This window comes from Chryseobacterium sp. JJR-5R (assembly GCF_034047335.1).
In the GTDB taxonomy this organism is placed as follows: Bacteria; Bacteroidota; Bacteroidia; order Flavobacteriales; family Weeksellaceae; genus Chryseobacterium.
Map to the genome: position 1 here is coordinate 337,142 of NZ_CP139137.1, position 18,641 is coordinate 355,782.

11 protein-coding genes, 2 tRNA genes and 3 rRNA genes are annotated in these 18,641 nt (G+C 41.6%); 7 read left to right on the forward strand and 9 right to left on the reverse strand.

The window, feature by feature from the left end:
- The first annotated feature begins 1,512 nt into the window (after window positions 1-1,512).
- The 5 genes from SD427_RS01575 to rrf all read left to right on the forward strand — a co-directional run bounded on the left by SD427_RS01575 (window position 1,513) and on the right by rrf (window position 6,741).
- A 16S ribosomal RNA gene (locus SD427_RS01575) occupies window positions 1,513-3,029 on the forward strand.
- A gap of 226 nt (window positions 3,030-3,255) precedes the next feature.
- A tRNA-Ile gene (locus SD427_RS01580) sits at window positions 3,256-3,329 on the forward strand.
- A gap of 99 nt (window positions 3,330-3,428) precedes the next feature.
- A tRNA-Ala gene (locus SD427_RS01585) sits at window positions 3,429-3,502 on the forward strand.
- Between the two features lie 207 nt (window positions 3,503-3,709).
- Window positions 3,710-6,473: ribosomal RNA gene (locus SD427_RS01590) — 23S ribosomal RNA — on the forward strand.
- A gap of 160 nt (window positions 6,474-6,633) precedes the next feature.
- Window positions 6,634-6,741 (forward strand): 5S ribosomal RNA (rrf, locus tag SD427_RS01595).
- The 16S, 23S and 5S rRNA genes sit together here with 2 tRNA genes alongside, the layout of an rRNA operon.
- Window positions 6,742-7,369: 628 nt before the next feature.
- Here rrf and SD427_RS01600 read toward each other — a convergent pair.
- Genes SD427_RS01600 through SD427_RS01620 form a run of 5 tightly spaced genes read right to left on the reverse strand, consistent with a single transcriptional unit; the run spans window position 7,370 to window position 11,694 of the window.
- Window positions 7,370-7,927: a serine acetyltransferase gene (locus tag SD427_RS01600; RefSeq protein WP_320559581.1), complete on the reverse strand. Its 558-nt coding sequence runs from the start codon at window positions 7,925-7,927 to the stop codon at window positions 7,370-7,372.
- Window positions 7,928-7,971: 44 nt separating this feature from the next.
- Complete coding sequence (locus tag SD427_RS01605; RefSeq protein ID WP_320559582.1) at window positions 7,972-9,123, reverse strand: glycosyltransferase; 1,152 nt, start codon at window positions 9,121-9,123, stop codon at window positions 7,972-7,974.
- 8 nt (window positions 9,124-9,131) lie between these two features.
- The gene (locus SD427_RS01610) at window positions 9,132-9,695 is read right to left on the reverse strand and encodes an acyltransferase (protein ID WP_320559583.1); all 564 of its coding nucleotides are present in this window, start codon (window positions 9,693-9,695) and stop codon (window positions 9,132-9,134) included.
- A 2-nt stretch (window positions 9,696-9,697) separates the two neighbouring features.
- On the reverse strand, window positions 9,698-10,855 hold the full coding sequence (locus SD427_RS01615) for a glycosyltransferase (RefSeq protein WP_320559584.1): 1,158 nt from the start codon (window positions 10,853-10,855) through the stop codon (window positions 9,698-9,700).
- Entirely contained in the window at window positions 10,855-11,694 is an 840-nt protein-coding gene (locus tag SD427_RS01620) for a glycosyltransferase family 2 protein (RefSeq protein WP_320559585.1), read from the reverse strand. Before SD427_RS01620 ends, SD427_RS01615 begins: the two co-directional genes overlap by 1 nt.
- A 156-nt stretch (window positions 11,695-11,850) precedes the next feature.
- Here SD427_RS01620 and SD427_RS01625 point away from each other — a divergent pair, with 156 nt between their 5' ends.
- Window positions 11,851-12,894, forward strand: a complete 1,044-nt coding sequence (locus tag SD427_RS01625) for an acyltransferase (RefSeq protein WP_320559586.1) — start codon at window positions 11,851-11,853, stop codon at window positions 12,892-12,894.
- A gap of 94 nt (window positions 12,895-12,988) precedes the next feature.
- Window positions 12,989-13,876 carry a glycosyltransferase family 2 protein gene (locus tag SD427_RS01630; RefSeq protein WP_320559587.1) on the forward strand — a complete coding sequence of 296 codons (888 nt, stop codon included), beginning with the start codon at window positions 12,989-12,991 and terminating at the stop codon, window positions 13,874-13,876.
- On the opposite strand, the gene SD427_RS01635 is transcribed toward SD427_RS01630, so the two are convergent.
- The 4 genes from SD427_RS01635 to SD427_RS01650 form a co-directional block, all read right to left on the reverse strand.
- A complete protein-coding gene (locus SD427_RS01635) occupies window positions 13,868-14,812 on the reverse strand; it encodes a glycosyltransferase family 2 protein (protein ID WP_320559588.1) in 945 nt (314 codons plus the stop codon). The genes SD427_RS01630 and SD427_RS01635 overlap by 9 nt on opposite strands.
- 4 nt (window positions 14,813-14,816) lie before the next feature.
- Window positions 14,817-15,767, reverse strand: a complete 951-nt coding sequence (locus tag SD427_RS01640; RefSeq protein ID WP_320559589.1) for a glycosyltransferase family 2 protein — start codon at window positions 15,765-15,767, stop codon at window positions 14,817-14,819.
- The gene (gene asnB / locus SD427_RS01645) at window positions 15,764-17,560 is read right to left on the reverse strand and encodes an asparagine synthase (glutamine-hydrolyzing) (RefSeq protein WP_320559590.1); all 1,797 of its coding nucleotides are present in this window, start codon (window positions 17,558-17,560) and stop codon (window positions 15,764-15,766) included. Before asnB ends, SD427_RS01640 begins: the two co-directional genes overlap by 4 nt.
- Window positions 17,561-17,681: 121 nt before the next feature.
- Window positions 17,682-18,641, reverse strand: a complete 960-nt coding sequence (locus SD427_RS01650) for a glycosyltransferase family 2 protein (RefSeq protein ID WP_320559591.1) — start codon at window positions 18,639-18,641, stop codon at window positions 17,682-17,684.

Here is an 18,641-nt window from a genome sequence, read left to right on the forward strand (position 1 = left end):
TTATATCATAATTCCCTGTAAGCATTATCATAAATCATGGCAGGGCCCTCTTCATTTATATCTTATTCCCGGTATAAAAATTCCTTTCCTTTGGAGGGTTGTCAAAAATCCTCTGGATTTTTGACGGGGTGGTTTAAAACATTGCGCTCCTATATATTGCATTATTATATATAATATACTCTTATATAGTATACTCTCCATATTACCTACCGTCAGAAGTATGTGCAACCCAACCTTGCAGGTTTTGAGAACCTGTAAGGTTTGATCAAAGTTTTTCATCACAGTTTTGTCACACGGAGTTGTTTCTATACCGGTCAATCTAATCACAACTCAGCAATCATTATAACCAGTTACTTTGATAAACCCCATGTAATACCTTTAGCTTCTCAATTCATCATCTATAATATAATGTTCACTAAATTTGAAAGCCATTTATAATGATCTGCAATTACAAATCAGGAATCATTTTAATAAACTCATTTCGGCATAATTTATTTCCCTATTTCTTTTATATAATGTATCCTCAATATCACCTACCGTCAGAAGTATAGGAACCCAACCTTGCAGGTTTTTAAAACCTGTAAGGTTTGATTAAAGTTTGCATTACGGTTTTTCTCACAGATTTATCACACGCAGTTGTTTCTACACCGGTCAATGTTAATCTAATCACGGTTCAACAACCATTGTTTTGTCAGGAATAACTTTGATAAACCCATCCCGGCATAATTTACTTATTTCGTTCTTCTTCTTATATCTTATATGAGAACTATCTTATATAAAGACAGAATCTTTGTCAGCAACCGGTAGGATTTATAACCTTCGCCACTGATTTAAAATCTGTTTTCAGGTCCTTTTGGTCTCTATTTACCGGCGAAACAGTTCACATGACCTTAAGTTTTTTAACCCATACCTATGGTATTTGAATCTTGTGGATAACTCTGAATTATCTGTAAACGTTATGCAGTCAGTTGGATAAGGATTTACTTTCCCACAAATTGTGTTTTAAGATGAACATAATGTTACGTATATTTGGAAGATAAGGGATGAGTTTCTATCTTTGCCCCACTGAAAAACGAGAGTAGATCAGCAGCGCAGAAGAGGCTTTTAGGTAAGCCGGAATAAAATAACTAATCATCTACCTTACAGGATTGCTTCAGGCAGTTGTGTAGGATACGGATCGGGAAAAACTTTTTAAGATTTTAGATAAATAAAATTTGGATGGTTGGAAAAGATTTGTATCTTTGCAGTCCGGTAAAACGGGAGCGCAGGAGTAGAGGGGTTGAATGTTGAGAAGGGTTAAGGTTACAGAAAAAAACTTTAAAATTTTCCTTAAAAACATTTGGCGGATTAGAAATAAAGTTTTACTTTTGCACACGCAAATACGGCAAAGCCCAACGACAGAAAAGGGTGGCTGTGGGAGCGGAAGAAGAGAGATCATTGAAAAACAGATATACAACCAAGAATAAGGAAAAACTAAAGCGTAAAATAACTTTGAGTGAGTCAGACAAACATACAATGGAGAGTTTGATCCTGGCTCAGGATGAACGCTAGCGGGAGGCCTAACACATGCAAGCCGAGCGGTATTTGTCTTTCGGGACAGAGAGAGCGGCGTACGGGTGCGGAACACGTGTGCAACCTGCCTTTATCAGGGGGATAGCCTTTCGAAAGGAAGATTAATACCCCATAATATAAGAGACGGCATCGTTTTTTATTGAAAACTGAGGTGGATAGAGATGGGCACGCGCAAGATTAGATAGTTGGTGAGGTAACGGCTCACCAAGTCGATGATCTTTAGGGGGCCTGAGAGGGTGATCCCCCACACTGGTACTGAGACACGGACCAGACTCCTACGGGAGGCAGCAGTGAGGAATATTGGACAATGGGTTAGCGCCTGATCCAGCCATCCCGCGTGAAGGACGACGGCCCTATGGGTTGTAAACTTCTTTTGTACAGGGATAAACCTACTCTCGTGAGAGTAGCTGAAGGTACTGTACGAATAAGCACCGGCTAACTCCGTGCCAGCAGCCGCGGTAATACGGAGGGTGCAAGCGTTATCCGGATTTATTGGGTTTAAAGGGTCCGTAGGCGGACTCGTAAGTCAGTGGTGAAATCTCACAGCTCAACTGTGAAACTGCCATTGATACTGCGGGTCTTGAGTAAGGTAGAAGTGGCTGGAATAAGTAGTGTAGCGGTGAAATGCATAGATATTACTTAGAACACCAATTGCGAAGGCAGGTCACTATGTCTTAACTGACGCTGATGGACGAAAGCGTGGGGAGCGAACAGGATTAGATACCCTGGTAGTCCACGCCGTAAACGATGCTAACTCGTTTTTGGGCTTTTGGGTTCAGAGACTAAGCGAAAGTGATAAGTTAGCCACCTGGGGAGTACGTTCGCAAGAATGAAACTCAAAGGAATTGACGGGGGCCCGCACAAGCGGTGGATTATGTGGTTTAATTCGATGATACGCGAGGAACCTTACCAAGGCTTAAATGGGAATTGATGGGTTTAGAAATAGACCGTCCTTCGGGCAATTTTCAAGGTGCTGCATGGTTGTCGTCAGCTCGTGCCGTGAGGTGTTAGGTTAAGTCCTGCAACGAGCGCAACCCCTGTTACTAGTTGCTACCATTAAGTTGAGGACTCTAGTAAGACTGCCTACGCAAGTAGAGAGGAAGGTGGGGATGACGTCAAATCATCACGGCCCTTACGCCTTGGGCCACACACGTAATACAATGGCCGGTACAGAGGGCAGCTACTTAGCGATAAGATGCGAATCTCGAAAGCCGGTCTCAGTTCGGATTGGAGTCTGCAACTCGACTCTATGAAGCTGGAATCGCTAGTAATCGCGCATCAGCCATGGCGCGGTGAATACGTTCCCGGGCCTTGTACACACCGCCCGTCAAGCCATGGAAGTCTGGGGTACCTGAAGTCGGTGACCGTAACAGGAGCTGCCTAGGGTAAAACAGGTAACTAGGGCTAAGTCGTAACAAGGTAGCCGTACCGGAAGGTGCGGCTGGAACATCTCATTTTAGAGACTCGTTAAGCGAGTATAAACAAAATTAGGTACTTAACTGTACCAAGTACTTACTTAAAGTTAGAGCTTTAGTTTTTTTATTGGTTGCTATCTTACATAAAATACAATACAAACCCACTAGGAATTAGTATAGGGATAGAGATACAGGAGCGGAGAGCCAAGAACCAAGACCAATGTAAAAGTCTTGTATCTAGCATCTGGGATCTGTTAGTCTAAAAGACAGTCTCGTAGCTCAGCTGGTTAGAGCGCTACACTGATAATGTAGAGGTCGGCAGTTCGAGCCTGCCCGAGACTACTAATTGCAAAAGACGGGAAGAGTAGAGAGCCATGAACCAAGACTGTCAATTAGAAAGTCTTGTCTCTAGGATCTTGAGTCTTTTAAGTCTGACTAGAGGGGGAATTAGCTCAGCTGGCTAGAGCGCCTGCCTTGCACGCAGGAGGTCAAGGGTTCGACTCCCTTATTCTCCACGGATTGTACTTAATTACTTAGGTAATAGGGTATGATGTATGAGGGTAATAAAAGAAAGTGTATATTCTACATAATGACGGAGCCGTCATTAGTATGCTTCACTTGATTGCTTAAGTACAAGAACAAAGATCATTGACATTAACGGTAAAGACATCACAAAGAGAAAACCGAGCACTTATAAGTGCTTGAGTAACCTAAAAAATAGGAAAGAAATCGTTAAGGGCGTATGGCGGATGCCTAGGCTTTCAGAGGCGAAGAAGGACGTGGTAAGCTGCGAAAAGCTCGGGGGATCGGCACACACGAATTGATCCCGAGATGTCCGAATGGGGCAACCCGTCTGGTTGAAGACCAGTCACTCTAAATTTATTTAGAGAGCAAACCCGGAGAACTGAAACATCTAAGTACCCGGAGGAAAAGAAATCGAAGAGATTCCGTAAGTAGTGGCGAGCGAACGCGGATTAGCCCAAAAGCTTTTATATGTTTAATAGAATGTTCTGGAAAGAACAGCCGTAGAGGGTGATAGCCCCGTACATGAAAGGCATATTTGAGTGATAAATGAGTAGGGCGGGACACGTGAAATCCTGTCTGAATATGGGGGGACCATCCTCCAAGGCTAAATACTCCTGAAAGACCGATAGTGAACAAGTACTGTGAAGGAAAGGTGAAAAGCACTTCGAATAGAAGGGTGAAATAGAACCTGAAACCGTACGCCTACAAGCGGTCGGAGCCCACAAGTTGGGTGACGGCGTGCCTTTTGCATAATGAGCCTACGAGTTAATTTTACTAGCGAGGTTAAGGACTTCAGGTCCGGAGCCGGAGCGAAAGCGAGTCTGAATAGGGCGCATAGTTAGTAGGATTAGACGCGAAACCTTGTGATCTACCCATGGGCAGGTTGAAGCTCTGGTAACACAGAGTGGAGGACCGAACCGGTTGACGTTGAAAAGTCTTCGGATGACCTGTGGGTAGGGGTGAAAGGCCAATCAAACTGGGAGATAGCTCGTACTCTCCGAAATGCATTTAGGTGCAGCGTCGCAATAAAGTTTATTAGAGGTAGAGCTACTGATTGGATGCGGGGGTTTCATCGCCTACCAATTCCTGACAAACTCCGAATGCTAATAAATGTTCTGCGGCAGTGAGGGCATGGGTGCTAAGGTCCATGTCCGAGAGGGAAAGAACCCAGACCAACAGCTAAGGTCCCCAAATATATGCTAAGTTGAAGCAACGCGGTTGGACTGCATTGACAGCTAGGATGTTGGCTTGGAAGCAGCCATTCATTTAAAGAGTGCGTAACAGCTCACTAGTCGAGCGGTCCGGCATGGATAATAATCGGGCATAAGCATATTACCGAAGCTATGGATTTATAATTTATTATATCTGGTAGGAGAGCATTCTGTTTGCACCGAAGCAGTACCGTGAGGTATTGTGGAGCGGACAGAAAAGAAAATGTAGGCATAAGTAACGATAAAGGGGGCGAGAAACCCCCTCACCGAAAGACTAAGGCTTCCTCAGCTATGCTAATCAGCTGAGGGTTAGTCGGGACCTAACGCGAACCCGAAAGGGGTAGTGGATGGACAATGGGTTAATACTCCCATACTTGCTCACACTAAAAAGGGGACGGATTTACGTACTTACTGGAGACTGACGGAATAGTCAAGGCCTAGCCTTCGGGCGAAGCTGCTGTAAGGAAATAGATTCCAAGAAAAGCCGAAGTGAAGCAACCCGTACCAAAACCGACACAGGTGGTCGAGGAGAGAATCCTAAGGTGCTCGAGTGAGTCGTGGCTAAGGAACTAGGCAAAATAGTCTCGTAACTTCGGAAGAAGAGACGCCAGCAGCAATGCTGGCCGCAGTGAAGAGGCCCAGGCGACTGTTTATCAAAAACACAGGACTCTGCTAAATCGAAAGATGCTGTATAGGGTCTGACACCTGCCCGGTGCTGGAAGGTTAAGGAAGGGCGTTAGCAGCAATGCGAAGCGTTTGACTGAAGCCCCAGTAAACGGCGGCCGTAACTATAACGGTCCTAAGGTAGCGAAATTCCTTGTCGGGTAAGTTCCGACCTGCACGAATGGTGTAACGATCTGGGCACTGTCTCAGCCACGAGCTCGGTGAAATTGTAGTATCGGTGAAGATGCCGATTACCCGCAATGGGACGAAAAGACCCTGTGAACCTTTACTATAACTTCGTATTGACTTTGAGTAAGTAATGTGTAGGATAGGTGGGAGGCTATGAAGCGGGCACGCTAGTGTCTGTGGAGCCAACGTTGAAATACCACCCTTTACTTACTTGGAGCCTAACTTCTGTATGGAAGGACATTGCGTGGTGGGTAGTTTGACTGGGGTGGTCGCCTCCAAAAGAGTAACGGAGGCTTTCAAAGGTACCCTCAGCACGCTTGGTAACCGTGCGTAGAGTGTAATGGCATAAGGGTGCTTGACTGTGAGACCTACAAGTCGATCAGGTGCGAAAGCAGGACATAGTGATCCGGTGGTTCCGTATGGAAGGGCCATCGCTCATAGGATAAAAGGTACTCCGGGGATAACAGGCTAGTCTCCCCCAAGAGCTCACATCGACGGGGAGGTTCGGCACCTCGATGTCGGCTCGTCACATCCTGGGGCTGGAGAAGGTCCCAAGGGTTGGGCTGTTCGCCCATTAAAGTGGCACGCGAGCTGGGTTCAGAACGTCGTGAGACAGTTCGGTCTCTATCTATTGCGGGCGTTAGATGTTTGAGAGGGCTTGATTCTAGTACGAGAGGACCGAATTGAACAAACCTCTGGTGTATCAGTTGTACCGCCAGGTGCACCGCTGAGTAGCTACGTTTGGAAGAGATAAACACTGAAAGCATATAAGTGTGAAACTCGCCTCAAGATGAGACATCTTTTAAGGGTCGTGGGAGATGACCACGTTGATAGGCTACAGGTGTAAAGTTGGTAACAGCATAGCCGAGTAGTACTAATTACCCGTAGATTTATTGCCTATCAGGATACTGTAAGCTTATAGCTTCATGCGATAAGCCAAGCCTTATAAGTGCCAAAATGGTTTTGCCTTTGTGATGATATTTACCGATAAAAAGCAGTATGCTTTACGCTGTAAGCCTAAAGCTTATAGCCTACTGCCTACAGCTATATACAACCTTTAGGGTGGTTTTAGCGGTGGGGCTCACCTGTTCCCATTCCGAACACAGAAGTTAAGCCCACCAGCGCCGATGGTACTGCGAAAGCGGGAGAGTAGGTCGCCGCCAGTCTTTTTTTATTTTATAAAACTCCTTCATCATCCGATGAAGGAGTTTTTGCGTTTATACCCTGTTCCCTGTTCTCAATAACCGATACCTCAGAATAAAACATTGACCGACCGTAAACAAACAGATTACATCATGTTACATCTGCCTCATTGCACACTGGCATACTATATACTACTTAAACCTTGGCTTAATGATAATTCATGTAAAAAAGTGTTAAGTTTTAATGAAACAAGGTGAAAACAGAGGCTTTTGCCTTGAGGAGTTCTCAAATGGCAATTGATCTATTACTGTCACTCAAAATAGGCTAATCCGGAGATTTTAATTCGCTATTATTAAGATTAAAGTAAAACGTTGGCTTAAGAAGTGCAGCAAGCAGCAGCAAACCCACATATTATAGACCGTCAGCGTAGTAACTGCTGCAAAACTAATTGTTCCACTGGATAGCTTTAAAGCAAGCAAAGAAGTAAAAGAATCAAATTCGGTGTAGTAGTCTAGCCTGTAAAAATAGTTTCTATGTAGTGGCCGTAGAAGCAGTTGTCACTGATATTCATAATAGGAAATTAACGGTATTGCTAATGAAATACTGCAATATTCACTTGTTCTGTGTCAGCTGGTCCCGGCAGACAGAATCTCAGACTTTATTATTAATATAACCTTCTGTTGCATTCTCATTCGGATAAATTTTTGCGGGATTACCTACGACCACTGAATCATCCGGAACATCAAAATTTACATAGGCATTCGGTGCTACCAATACATTGTTCCCAACGGTAATTCCTCCGACGATCACTGTGTTTGTTCCGATCCAGACTCCATTGCCAATGATGGGGAAGCCTGCATTTTTTCCTCGGTTCTGCTGCCCGATGGTAACGCCCTGCGCTATATTGCAGTTCCTGCCAATCTTTACTTTCGGATTAATAACCAGGCTGCCCCAGTGCCCTAAATAGAACCCTTCCCCTATTTCAGTTTCAGGATAGATCTGGAAGCCGTATTTAATCTGGTAATGCCTTAAAATAAGTTTCCAGAACAGATTTAATACAGGCGTATTAAGATGTTTCTGGCTTTTTCTCAGGATATAAATGAAATGCAGATTGGGATTAATACATTTTGTCCACATATCAAAAATAGAAAGCCATTTTCCGCTTTCCCTGTAAAAATCTTTCTGAAGGATAGAGTATTGATCTGGCATACGGTAATATAAAATAGATGATGATTAAAATTAAAACTGATCCGTTATAGGTTATCTAGGATTGAAGCAATTTTATGGACTGAATTTTCAAGGTTGAAAGGCATTGCATAATCTTTAAGCTTCAAAGTGTATTTTTCAAACGATTCAGGATGCGATAATGCTTCCTTTATGCCATGGTAAATCCCATCTTCAGAGTTATCAACCAGTAAGCCCAGTTCGCCGTTATTCAGCATTTCTGCAGCGCCGGAAACTTCGGTTGATATAATCCTTTTTTTGAGGGCAAGGGCTTCAAACAAAACGGTTGGGAAACCTTCATACCTTGAGCTTAAAATATAGAAATCCGCATTTCTGAAATAAGGATAGGGATTATCGGTAAAACCAAGCATGGTTGCCGTTTCGTCCACTCCGAGATCAGATTTCAGTTTCCTGATGTTTTCAAAGTCGTAACCGTCGCCTATAATTAATATTTTATGTTGAAAACCTTCGTCCAAAAGCTTTTTATGCACTTTCAGCAACCGGTCGAAACCTTTCTGCGGAAATACGGTCCCGACGGAAATAAAAGTAGGGACAGTGTTATCAAAGGTATAATTAAGTACCGGCTGATCTGCTTTTGAAATAAATTCTCCGGTATCTAAAGGATTATAAATTTTTACAATTTTCTGTTTTTCCTTTTCATTTCTGGCCAGGCTGTGGAAAAGCTGCTCAATTTTCTCGGAGATAACCATAATTCTGTCAAAGCCGAAAAACTTCCGGATTTCCTGATCCGTATATCCCTTTACCTGAGAAAGGTCATTATGGATCCAGACTACTTTTTTTGAGTTTTTTAAAGGAGATCCCAGGATTTCATCGCGCATTCCGTGAATGGCAGCAAATTCCAGATCATATTTTTTATTCTTCAGCTTTCCTTTATACAGAATATTCGGGAATTTTTTCAGCATTCCCTGGTAGAGAACCCTTGCCGCCTTTTTCGGGATTTCATGGGGGCGATTCGTGGTAATCATCTCGCCTTTATGCAGATACAGGATATTAATCCATTTCGGAACTTCAGGTAAGTATTTTCCGGAGTATAGGTTGAGCAGCAGATCGATTTCATACTGATCTTCCGGAAGGTTTTTTAAGAATGTGACCAGAACTTTCTCTGCACCTCCATGCCGGAGGGACCCGATGCGGATAAGTAATTTCTTCTTCTCAGCCATGCCATTCATTACTTTTTTACCGGTTTATACGTATGCGGAAGATGTTCGCTGATGTATGCTTCAAGCTTAGGCCTGTCCTGTTCCAGTTCACGTGGATACATTACATTGTTTGCCAGTAGTTTATCTCCGTATTCTTTAACTGTACAGATATATTTTGCAGGGACCCCGGCGTATACCGTTCCGGCCGGCATCGAAGTCGTCAGGATGGAACCTGCTCCCAGTACACAGTTATCACCCATTTCCACGCCCAGCATAATAATGGTGTCAGCCCCGATCAGGCACTGCCTGCCGATCTTTATTCTTCCGAAAGTCCGGACATCTTTATATTCATCAAAAAAATGCAGTGCGTTCTGCCCGCCGTCATGATTGACAAATCTTACATTGTTTGAAAATGTGGATTCATCACCGATCTCAATCAGGAAACATTCCGTTCCGAACTGTGGGACTTCTACAAAACGGACGTTTCTGCCCACTTTCAGGCCTTTGGATAGACAGATTTTAAGGTAAATCTGCTGTATCATAAAATGATACATGGTATGGATTTTAAGGATTGCCCGGTATAATAGAATCATGTTTATTTTTTTGATAGTTTAGTGATAATATCTTCAACAGCATTAAAAATCTTCTGATTGTCGAACTGCCTGTCAATATCTTTCAGGTTTTCTTTTATATCTGAAACCAATTCACGGTTAGTAATAAACAGTTTCATGGCTTCATACATTTCATCGGTTTCATAGTTGATCAGATATCCGTTCTCTTCATGGATAATCATTTCAGGAACGCCTCCGACATTGGTGGCAATAATAGGCTTCTGAAGGATAAGTGTATCGGCAATAATTAATGGCCAGCCCTCTGATTCCGAAGGAAGGATATAGTAGTCGGCATTTTTCACATATGGATAAGGGTTTATGAGAGAACCTAAAAACTCAAAACTGCCGGTAACGCTCAGCTTTTCAGCCTGTTTTTTAAGATTTTCTCTTTCTTCCCCGTCACCGATAACCACAACATGGTGGTCAAAGCCTTCTTTTATCAGTCTTGCATGGGCATCCATCAATTTATGGAAACCTTTCCTGGTGTGTAACCTGGCAACGGAAGCAAAGACAGGCTTATCCGGGAAATCAGGTTTAAAAGCCTCTGCTTTCTGTCTTATTTCATCAATCGGGATCGCATTGAGGATTACCTGGTTTTCCGGTAATTTCAGGTCAGGATAAGTCTTTACCAGGATGTCTTTGGTCTGCTGGGAACCGAAAATAAAATAATCAAACTGAGGGATCTGTTTCAGAATGGCAGGAATTAGCGGTTTGAATTTGGGAACCGTAATATCAGAATGGAACCATCCTATCTTTTTGGAGTTCCGGTTGCCGGAATTTAAAACAGGGGCAAAAACAGAGTAGGTTGGGGCAATTTCCACATCATAGGTTTCCTGAAGAATTTTATCCGAAATTTTCGGATTGGTTTCAGACCGCTTGAGCTTCAGCCTTCTTTTTGCAAGCTGGAGTTTTTTAATGACTGCGTTTTTTGATAAATCTTCTTTTCCTTCCGTAAGATAAACCTTGCGGACATGGGAAGGGATTTCATTACGGAGTTCTCCCTGGTTCATATTAAGGCAGACCGTAAGATCAAACTTTTGGCGGTCCAGATGGTTAAGCATGCTTAGAACTACTTTTTCAACACCACCCATTTCCATGGAACGGTGCCTGAAGAGAACTTTTATTTTTTTGTTGTCTGGCATTAATTAAAAATTTTCTGTACAAAGATGATCAGCTTTTTATTCACTTTAAATAAAAACCTATTCTGGTATTCCAACAGATCATAGATTTCTTCCGGATTGGTATATACCTTCGGTATTGTTTTTCCGTTTATGATTTTCAGATTTCTGCGCCTGAATGCATTAAAGATAACCTGTGCAAAATATTCTTTTGATTTCGGTTTATTGCTATTCTGCGAGATACCTCCAGAATGCAGCCTGTACAGATAATGAACTTTATTAATAAACTGGACTTTTCCTCTCTCATACATTTTAAGGTAAAGATCCTGATCCTCCGCTATTTTCATTTCCGTATTCATTTTTTCGGTTTTCTCATACACTTCTTTTCTGAAAGATACGAAATGTACAATGTTTACCGGACAATTAAAAAAAAAAGGTGAGCTGTTAACAACCTGATCAGTCATTTTGGAAATTTCGATTGGTTTTAGATATTCATCACATTTTGCAAACTTACTATAGGTAAGAACAATATCTTTTTTCTGTTTGAAAATCGCCACGGCGGATGAGAGTGCGTCAGAAGCCACAGCGTCATCAGGATCTACAAAACCGCAGATCTCTCCATCTGCAATTTCTATCAACTTACTTTTAGTGATTCCGACACCGCTGTTTTCAGCATTTTCAAAAATTCTGAAACGGGGATCACTTCCAATGATTTCCCGGATTATTTCCAATGAGTTATCTGTAGAAACATCATCCAGAATAACAGCCTCCCAGTTGCTGTATTCCTGGGCAATAATAGACATGTAGCAGTCCTTAAAGAATCTGCCATTGTTGTAATTGGCAATTAAAATGGAAAATTTCATCTTATTTGTGTTAATAAATTTCCACAAAGATAATTATATCCTGAAAATAATTGAAAAATCTTTATTTTTGTGCACTAAATTTAACACAGTGGCCAAAGTATGTATGTCGTATGCAGGTATTGATCCGGATCCGGTAAGAAAAATCATTGTATTTCTGTGAAAATTCCCCAGATCACTTTTACCCGGTTTATCGCTGCATTAGCGATTGTTGTTTCTCATTTTAAAAAAGATTTATTTTTATATAAAATCAATTACCTCTCCGATATTTTCCTCAGGGCAAATGTGGGCGTAAGTTACTTCTTTATCCTTTCCGGATTTATTATGATTGTCGCTTATCATAAAAGAGAAAAAATTAGCTACGCCGATTTTTATAAGAACAGGTTTGCAAGAATTTATCCTCTGTATATTGCGGGGATGCTTCTGCTTCTTTTTACCAAGTATTCCGGGTTCAGTTTTTACAATATATTCCTGTATCTGTCCGGGCTTCAAAGCTGGGTTCCGGGCGATGCCATGGTCTTGAACTTTCCCGGATGGTCTATTTCTGTGGAATTTCTGTTCTACCTTCTTTTTCCTTTCCTGTACAATTACCTTTATATAAAAGGGAATAAGCATATTTGGGTAATCGTTATTCTGATCTGGCTGGGAACGCAGGTTTTTTCAAATCTTTATATCAGTTCCTCAGCATATAAAGGGCCTCATACGGTAAGTTATGAGTTTATCCATTATTTTCCGTTGTTGCATCTTAATGAATTTTTGGTGGGTAACCTTGCGGGAATCCTGTTTATGAAAAATTTCAGGCCAGGGAATTACGACGGCATGATCATCTTACTGTTTACAGCCGTTTTATTGTCTTTAATCTTTATTCCCTTAAACTTTCACAATGGTCTGATGGCTGTTTTATTCATCCCTGTAATTTATCTGATTTCATGCAATAACGGGGTCCTGACAAAACTCTTCTCCTGGAAGCCGCTGGAATATTTAGGCGAAATCAGTTATGCCGTATATATTGTACATATTCCCGTTCTGTATATTTTAAGAAAGATATTATGGGAAAGTCTGGAAATTTATAGGAGTGATATTGTCTTTCTGATCTATATTCCGTGCCTGCTGCTGGTTTCTGCATTCCTGTACGAAGCTGCGGAAAAACCATTGCGGAATTATTTAAAGAAGGTAAAAATCAGAAAAAAGCCTTACTTTTGACCCCATGTAAAAACATAAACAGTGAAGCGTCTAAAATGTTGAGATACAAAAGTTTCACTAATTGAAATTAATTTATTAACAGAACCAATCTATAATGACAAAGCCCTTAGTGAGTGTTTGTACCCTGACATATAACCAAAAGGATTATATAAAACAGACCGTAGAAAGCCTGCTTATGCAGGAAACTTCTTTTGAATATGAGGTGGTGATTTCAGATGACGGATCTACAGACGGTACTGTGGAAATTATTGAGGAGATCATAAAAAACAATGAGAACGGACACCGGATCAGGCTCTTGGCACATGCAAACATGGGTGTTTTACCGAATTACATCTATACTTTTCCGCAATGCCACGGTAAATATATTGCTTTTTGTGAAGGGGATGATTATTGGACAGATCCTAAAAAACTGGAAACCCAGGCCCGTTTTCTGGAAGAAAATCCGGATTTTTCCATCTGTTTCCATCAGGTAAACAGAATTCTTGATGATAAAATATTAGGCCAAGGACCCAAAGAGAATGAAGAGGCTACCTATACGCTTTCAGATATTGCAAAAGGACCTCTTATGTATACGCCCTCTGTTATGATGAGAGCAGAGCATATGAACCTTCCGGATTGGTATGTTGAAAGCCCTCTTTTCGATTATCCGCTGCAGATGATGGTCGCCAGGAAGGGCAAAATAAAATATCTGCCCATTAATATGGCTGACTACAGGGTAGGGACGGGAATCTGGACTACGGATAACGGGACGGCACAAATAAAGAAACTGGAAAAACTGCTGTCGCTGCTCCAAAAAGAATTTGCAGGCTATGATGAAGTGTATGAGACGCTTACCCGCAGGAAAAATGAATATACCTTCGTTATTACCGAGCATGAATTTTATATCCGCCTGTATAACCAGACCATAGATTTCTCCAAAATCAGTTTTTCAACCACGCTGAAGCTCGTGGTTAATAAATTAAAATCAAAACTGCTAAAATAAATATTTCCTGAAATTAATATTGTAAAGTCCTGATCTGATACTAGGATAATCCGTAACCAGGTATTTTATAATCATCTGCCATTTCTTTACCGGAGCGGCCAAGGCAATTTCATAGCTGCGGAGCATTCTCCGGATATGCAGTTTTACCTCTTCGGGAATGGTATTTTCGCTCTGTGCCCAGGTATTTACCTCTCTCCATAACAGGACTCTGCTGGCAGCCGGATTTACTTTTTTTGAATCTACGGCTGTAATTCTGTTGCTCTCATGCACTCCTCTCACTGCCACAGCCTGATCAAGAATGCCCGGATACAGGTTAAGATAATAGGACAGCCTGAACAGGAATTCCGTATCCTGGTGCAGCCTGAGATGGGTTTTGAAAAGAGGGTTCAGTTTTTTTACCATAGCTCCCCGTCTTACGGTCAGGCAGTCAATACTGAAAAGGCCGAAGCTGCCTCTCATGTTAAGCTGCCCCGGAAAAACATCTTTTGGGTCATGCCTTTTGTAAACAGTTGTCAGGCGGTCGCCGAAGATATAATAATATTGCTCTTTCGCTTTGTCAGAATAGTAATGAACACCTAATGCACCGTATATCCCTTCTATATCAGGATTTTTGAACAATTCTTTTTCCGCATCAAAACGGTTGGGCAGGTAATAATCATCGGCATCAAGAAATGCGATAAAATCACCGGTGGCTTTTTCCAGTCCTAAATTCCTGGTCGGGCCAGCTCCGTGATTTCCTTTGTCAGGATGCTGAAAGAGCTTTACCCTTTCATGCTTCATTTCAAGGTTCCGACAGACTTCAAGGGCATTATCCGGAGACTGGTCTTCAATCAGGATCACCTCGCTTACTTCCTCAAACTGCAAGGCGGATTCTACAGCCTGGGTAACAAATTTTTCAGCATTATAGACCGGAATTATTACGGAAATGTTCATCATTTTATTAAGATTGATTAGTATGGCTAAAAGTAAACCGGTACTTTGTTTTTAATATTTTAGGATTTTTCATTACTGCTGAAACTAATCCTATCAGTTTTTTTAAACCCTGTTTCTGGGAGAGTTCGAAAGCTTTTCTTTCCAAATAAAATTTTTCTTTTTCGTCAGATTTTAAAGGTAAATTTTCAGACCATCTGTACAGAGAATCCCAAAGCAGGTATTGACGCTCATTGTATTTTTTTGAATACCGGATAATCTTTGTGATCCTGTTATTGTCATGAACGCCTCTTATTGCAATGGCCTTATCAATAATCCCTGATCTCAGATGGCAGAAATAGGCGAGTTTAATGATAAAATCAGAATCCTGGTGTACTCGGAGGTCAGGATTGAAGCGGAGTTTGTATTGAACGACTGCAGATTTTCGGACGGTAAGTGTATTCAAATGAAAAAAAGTACCGAACGTTTTAGGGGTAAGGCCCAGCAGCCCTCTGAAAACTTCTTCTCCTTGCGCAGTATACTGCACGGTGGTAAGTAATGAACTGTTAAATTTAGCTTCGTATTCCTGCTTTCCTTTTTCAGAAAGGTATTCCACGCCCAGAGCACCGAAAATACCGTCAGTTTCCGGATCTTCAAGCAATTTTTTTTCAGCATCGAAACGGTTGGGCAGGTAATGGTCATCAGAATCCAGGAATGCAATAAATGCTGATGAAGCCTTTTCCATGCCTAAGTTTCTGGTAGCCCCTGCACCGTGATTGCCGTTGTCCGCATGGCGGTACAGCCTGATCTTCGAATTTTGGGAAACCAGTTTTTTACAAAGTTCCAGTGACTGATCTGTTGATCCGTCTTCAGCCAGGATAATCTCTTTCACATCATCAAACTGAAGAGCAGACAGTACGGCTTTTTCCAGGAATTCAGCAGCATTATATACGGGAATGATAACCGATATTTCCAGCATCATAAAACAGTTTGGTTGTTATGCGCCCAAAGTGACAGCTGCAACAGGTTCCAGTGCTTATGGTCTTTATTCAGGAATTTCTGTGCAGATGAAAAATCAATATAATCAAAGATTTTCTGATTTCTGTCTTTAAGGAGATCATTGGATAAAGTCATCAGGCTTTCCTCTTCGAACCAGCTTTCAACACTCATCCCGAAGCCCTGCTTATTACGGTTCCTGATGGTTTCCGTCCAGTATGACTGCATGGATTCACGAAGGATGATTTTATCATGGCTGTTATCCAGTTTCAGCTGTTCAGGAAGCTGGATACAGAATTCTGCAAAATCAACATCCAGGAAAGGGGTCCTTACTTCCAGCGAATTGGCCATGGCCATCCGGTCGGATTTCACCATCATATTGCCCGGAACAAATTTTTCCAGGTCTACCCTCATAATATCATTCAGGGAATCCGGATCCGGCGTAAAGCTGTAAGGCTGCTGATAATTTTCAAAAATGCCCAACCTGTTTCTCTCCTCTTTGCTGAATGTATTCCGCACAAAATTCTGATGAAAATCCAGGATATTTTTATGCCGGATGTTCTTCTGGGTGATGAATGAGGTCTCTTTCATTTTATGATAGAGCTTCATCCCGAATTGAGCAATTATATTTTTATAGCTGAAATGGTTTCTCAGCTGGTTTTCAATCTGATAGAAATTATATCCGCCAAAGAGCTCATCACCCGCATCGCCGGATAGCACAACCGTAAGGTTTTCCCCGGCCGCTTTACAGATTTCATAGTGAGGAATAAAAGAGCGGTCTGCAAAAGGCTCATCAAGAAAAGGCGTTACCTGAAGAAGGGAGGCTGACAGGTCTTTCTTCTGTTCGTTAATTTCTATGTGGTTGGTTTTGTACTTATCCGCTATTTCTTTAGCATACTTAAGTTCGCTGTCTTTATGATCATACCCGAAGCTGATGGTGGTCTGGTTCGGCAGAAATTCCGCAACCAGTGCTACAATGGATGAAGAATCCAGGCCGCCGCTCAGAAAGCTTCCTACTTCTACATCGGCCACAAGCTGCTTCCGGACTGCTTTTTTAAGAAGATAAGTGAATTCTTCTTTGGCATCAGACAGGCTGACTACCCGGTCTTTCTGAGGCAGGCTGTAATATCTTGATACGGAAAAGCTTCCGTCTTTCCAGATCAGCTGATGTGCAGGTGGGAGGGTATGGATATTTTCATAAATGCTATGGTAAGTGCTTACATACCCGTATTGCAGGTAATGGGAAAGCGCTTCCTTGTTCACTTTCGGGCGGATCAGCCCTGAGGCTAAAATCGATTTTATTTCAGAGGCAAAAATAAATTCGTTATTGCTGCCGATGGCATAGAAAAATGGTTTCTCCCCGAAACGGTCCCTGGCGCAGAAAAGTTCCTGCTTTTCATCATTCCAGATGGCAAAGGCAAACATTCCCGGCAGGTCATGAATAAGCTTTTCCTGCTTTCTCTGGTACATGGCCAGAATCACTTCCGTATCTGAGCTTCCCTGATAAGGGTAGTCAGAATAATCTGTTTTTATGCTTTGGTAACCGTAAATTTCACCGTTCAGAACGATGCATTCATTGCGCGTACCGGAAAACATCGGCTGTTTACCGTTTTCGGAAAGATCAATAATGGACAGCCTCCGATGGCCTAGAGCTGCGTTCTCGTAATACTCGGTATGGGCAGCATCCGGACCGCGGTGTGCCAGTGAATCGGTCATTTTTTTCAATGCTTCTTGGTAATTCCGGGCATTATCGGCTATAATTCCTGCTATTCCGCACATAATATTTTATTTTTCATCACTTGCTGTATATTGTATTTGCTTATTTCTTCCTGATCAGGTCCTTCTAGGGACGTATAAATTTATAAAATAATAAGCAGAAGTTCAGTATGCTTTCTTGGCTTTAAGTTCTGTGAATACTATATTTCACAATCTTTAATAACTGAACTAAACATGTTTTAAGGTTTTTTGAAATTAAAAAACGGTTATATATTGCTGAATATAGCTTTTTATTGATTACAGGTATTTTAAATTCTTTTTTATAGTAGTATATATTAATAAGCTGATCCATATCTTTAAGTATCTGTTCATCAGCCCTTCCATCATTGTTTACATTTTTGATGTTTGTAAAAATGCCTATCGATGTCAGGTATTTATGTTCATTTTCAAGAGAACTGAACACACCACCGTCATGAAGGCGATACACTCCGATTACTTTATTGTAGCATCTGCCTCTACCTAATTCAAGAAGGTGATAGAAATAGTACAGATCCCTGTAATCAGGATAGATATCTATCCATTTTTCATCCAGCCACTTTTTCCTGATCAGATAAGTAAAAGTCTGGGTAGGCCTCTGCCTGAAGAAAGTATCCAGCGTATAATCTATATATTCTTTACCGTGGAACATATATTCTTTGCCGTCATTGGTAATTTTATGGTCATTCTGATAAAGAAGAAGATTTCTGGCAGTCACCATACTGTATTCAGGGTTTTTTTCCAGAAAGTCAAACTGAAACTGTAACTTATTTTCATCGGTCCAGTAGTCGTCTCCTTCACAGTAGGCGATATAATTTCCCCGTACTTTAGAAAATGCAAATCTCTGGTTTTCTACAAAGCCGATATTCTTCTCATGTTTAAAATAACGAATGATATCAGGATACGCTTTTGCCAGTTCATTAATTACGTCATCGGAATGATCTGGAGAGTGGTCATTGCATATAATCAGCTCAATATTAAAATCTGTTTTCTGAGCGAGTATGCCTTCAATAGCCTGTTTTAAATAATCAGCATGATTATAGGTAAGCATGATGACAGAAATTTCTGTTATGCCGGGACTTACGCTTTTAACTTCCTGTGTATTCAT

What these genes read in the sequence shown, in the direction of transcription:
- SD427_RS01620 (WP_320559585.1), bottom strand. Translation starts at nt 11,694, where the DNA reads ATGAAATTTTCCATTTTAATTGCCAATTACAACAATGGCAGATTCTTT.
- SD427_RS01605 (WP_320559582.1), bottom strand. Translation starts at nt 9,123, where the DNA reads ATGGCTGAGAAGAAGAAATTACTTATCCGCATCGGGTCCCTCCGGCAT.
- SD427_RS01610 (WP_320559583.1), bottom strand. Translation starts at nt 9,695, where the DNA reads ATGATTCTATTATACCGGGCAATCCTTAAAATCCATACCATGTATCAT.
- SD427_RS01615 (WP_320559584.1), bottom strand. Translation starts at nt 10,855, where the DNA reads ATGCCAGACAACAAAAAAATAAAAGTTCTCTTCAGGCACCGTTCCATG.
- SD427_RS01635 (WP_320559588.1), bottom strand. Translation starts at nt 14,812, where the DNA reads ATGATGAACATTTCCGTAATAATTCCGGTCTATAATGCTGAAAAATTT.
- SD427_RS01650 (WP_320559591.1), bottom strand. Translation starts at nt 18,641, where the DNA reads ATGAATACACAGGAAGTTAAAAGCGTAAGTCCCGGCATAACAGAAATT.
- SD427_RS01600 (WP_320559581.1), bottom strand. Translation starts at nt 7,927, where the DNA reads ATGCCAGATCAATACTCTATCCTTCAGAAAGATTTTTACAGGGAAAGC.
- asnB (WP_320559590.1), bottom strand. Translation starts at nt 17,560, where the DNA reads ATGTGCGGAATAGCAGGAATTATAGCCGATAATGCCCGGAATTACCAA.
- SD427_RS01630 (WP_320559587.1), top strand. Translation starts at nt 12,989, where the DNA reads ATGACAAAGCCCTTAGTGAGTGTTTGTACCCTGACATATAACCAAAAG.
- SD427_RS01640 (WP_320559589.1), bottom strand. Translation starts at nt 15,767, where the DNA reads ATGATGCTGGAAATATCGGTTATCATTCCCGTATATAATGCTGCTGAA.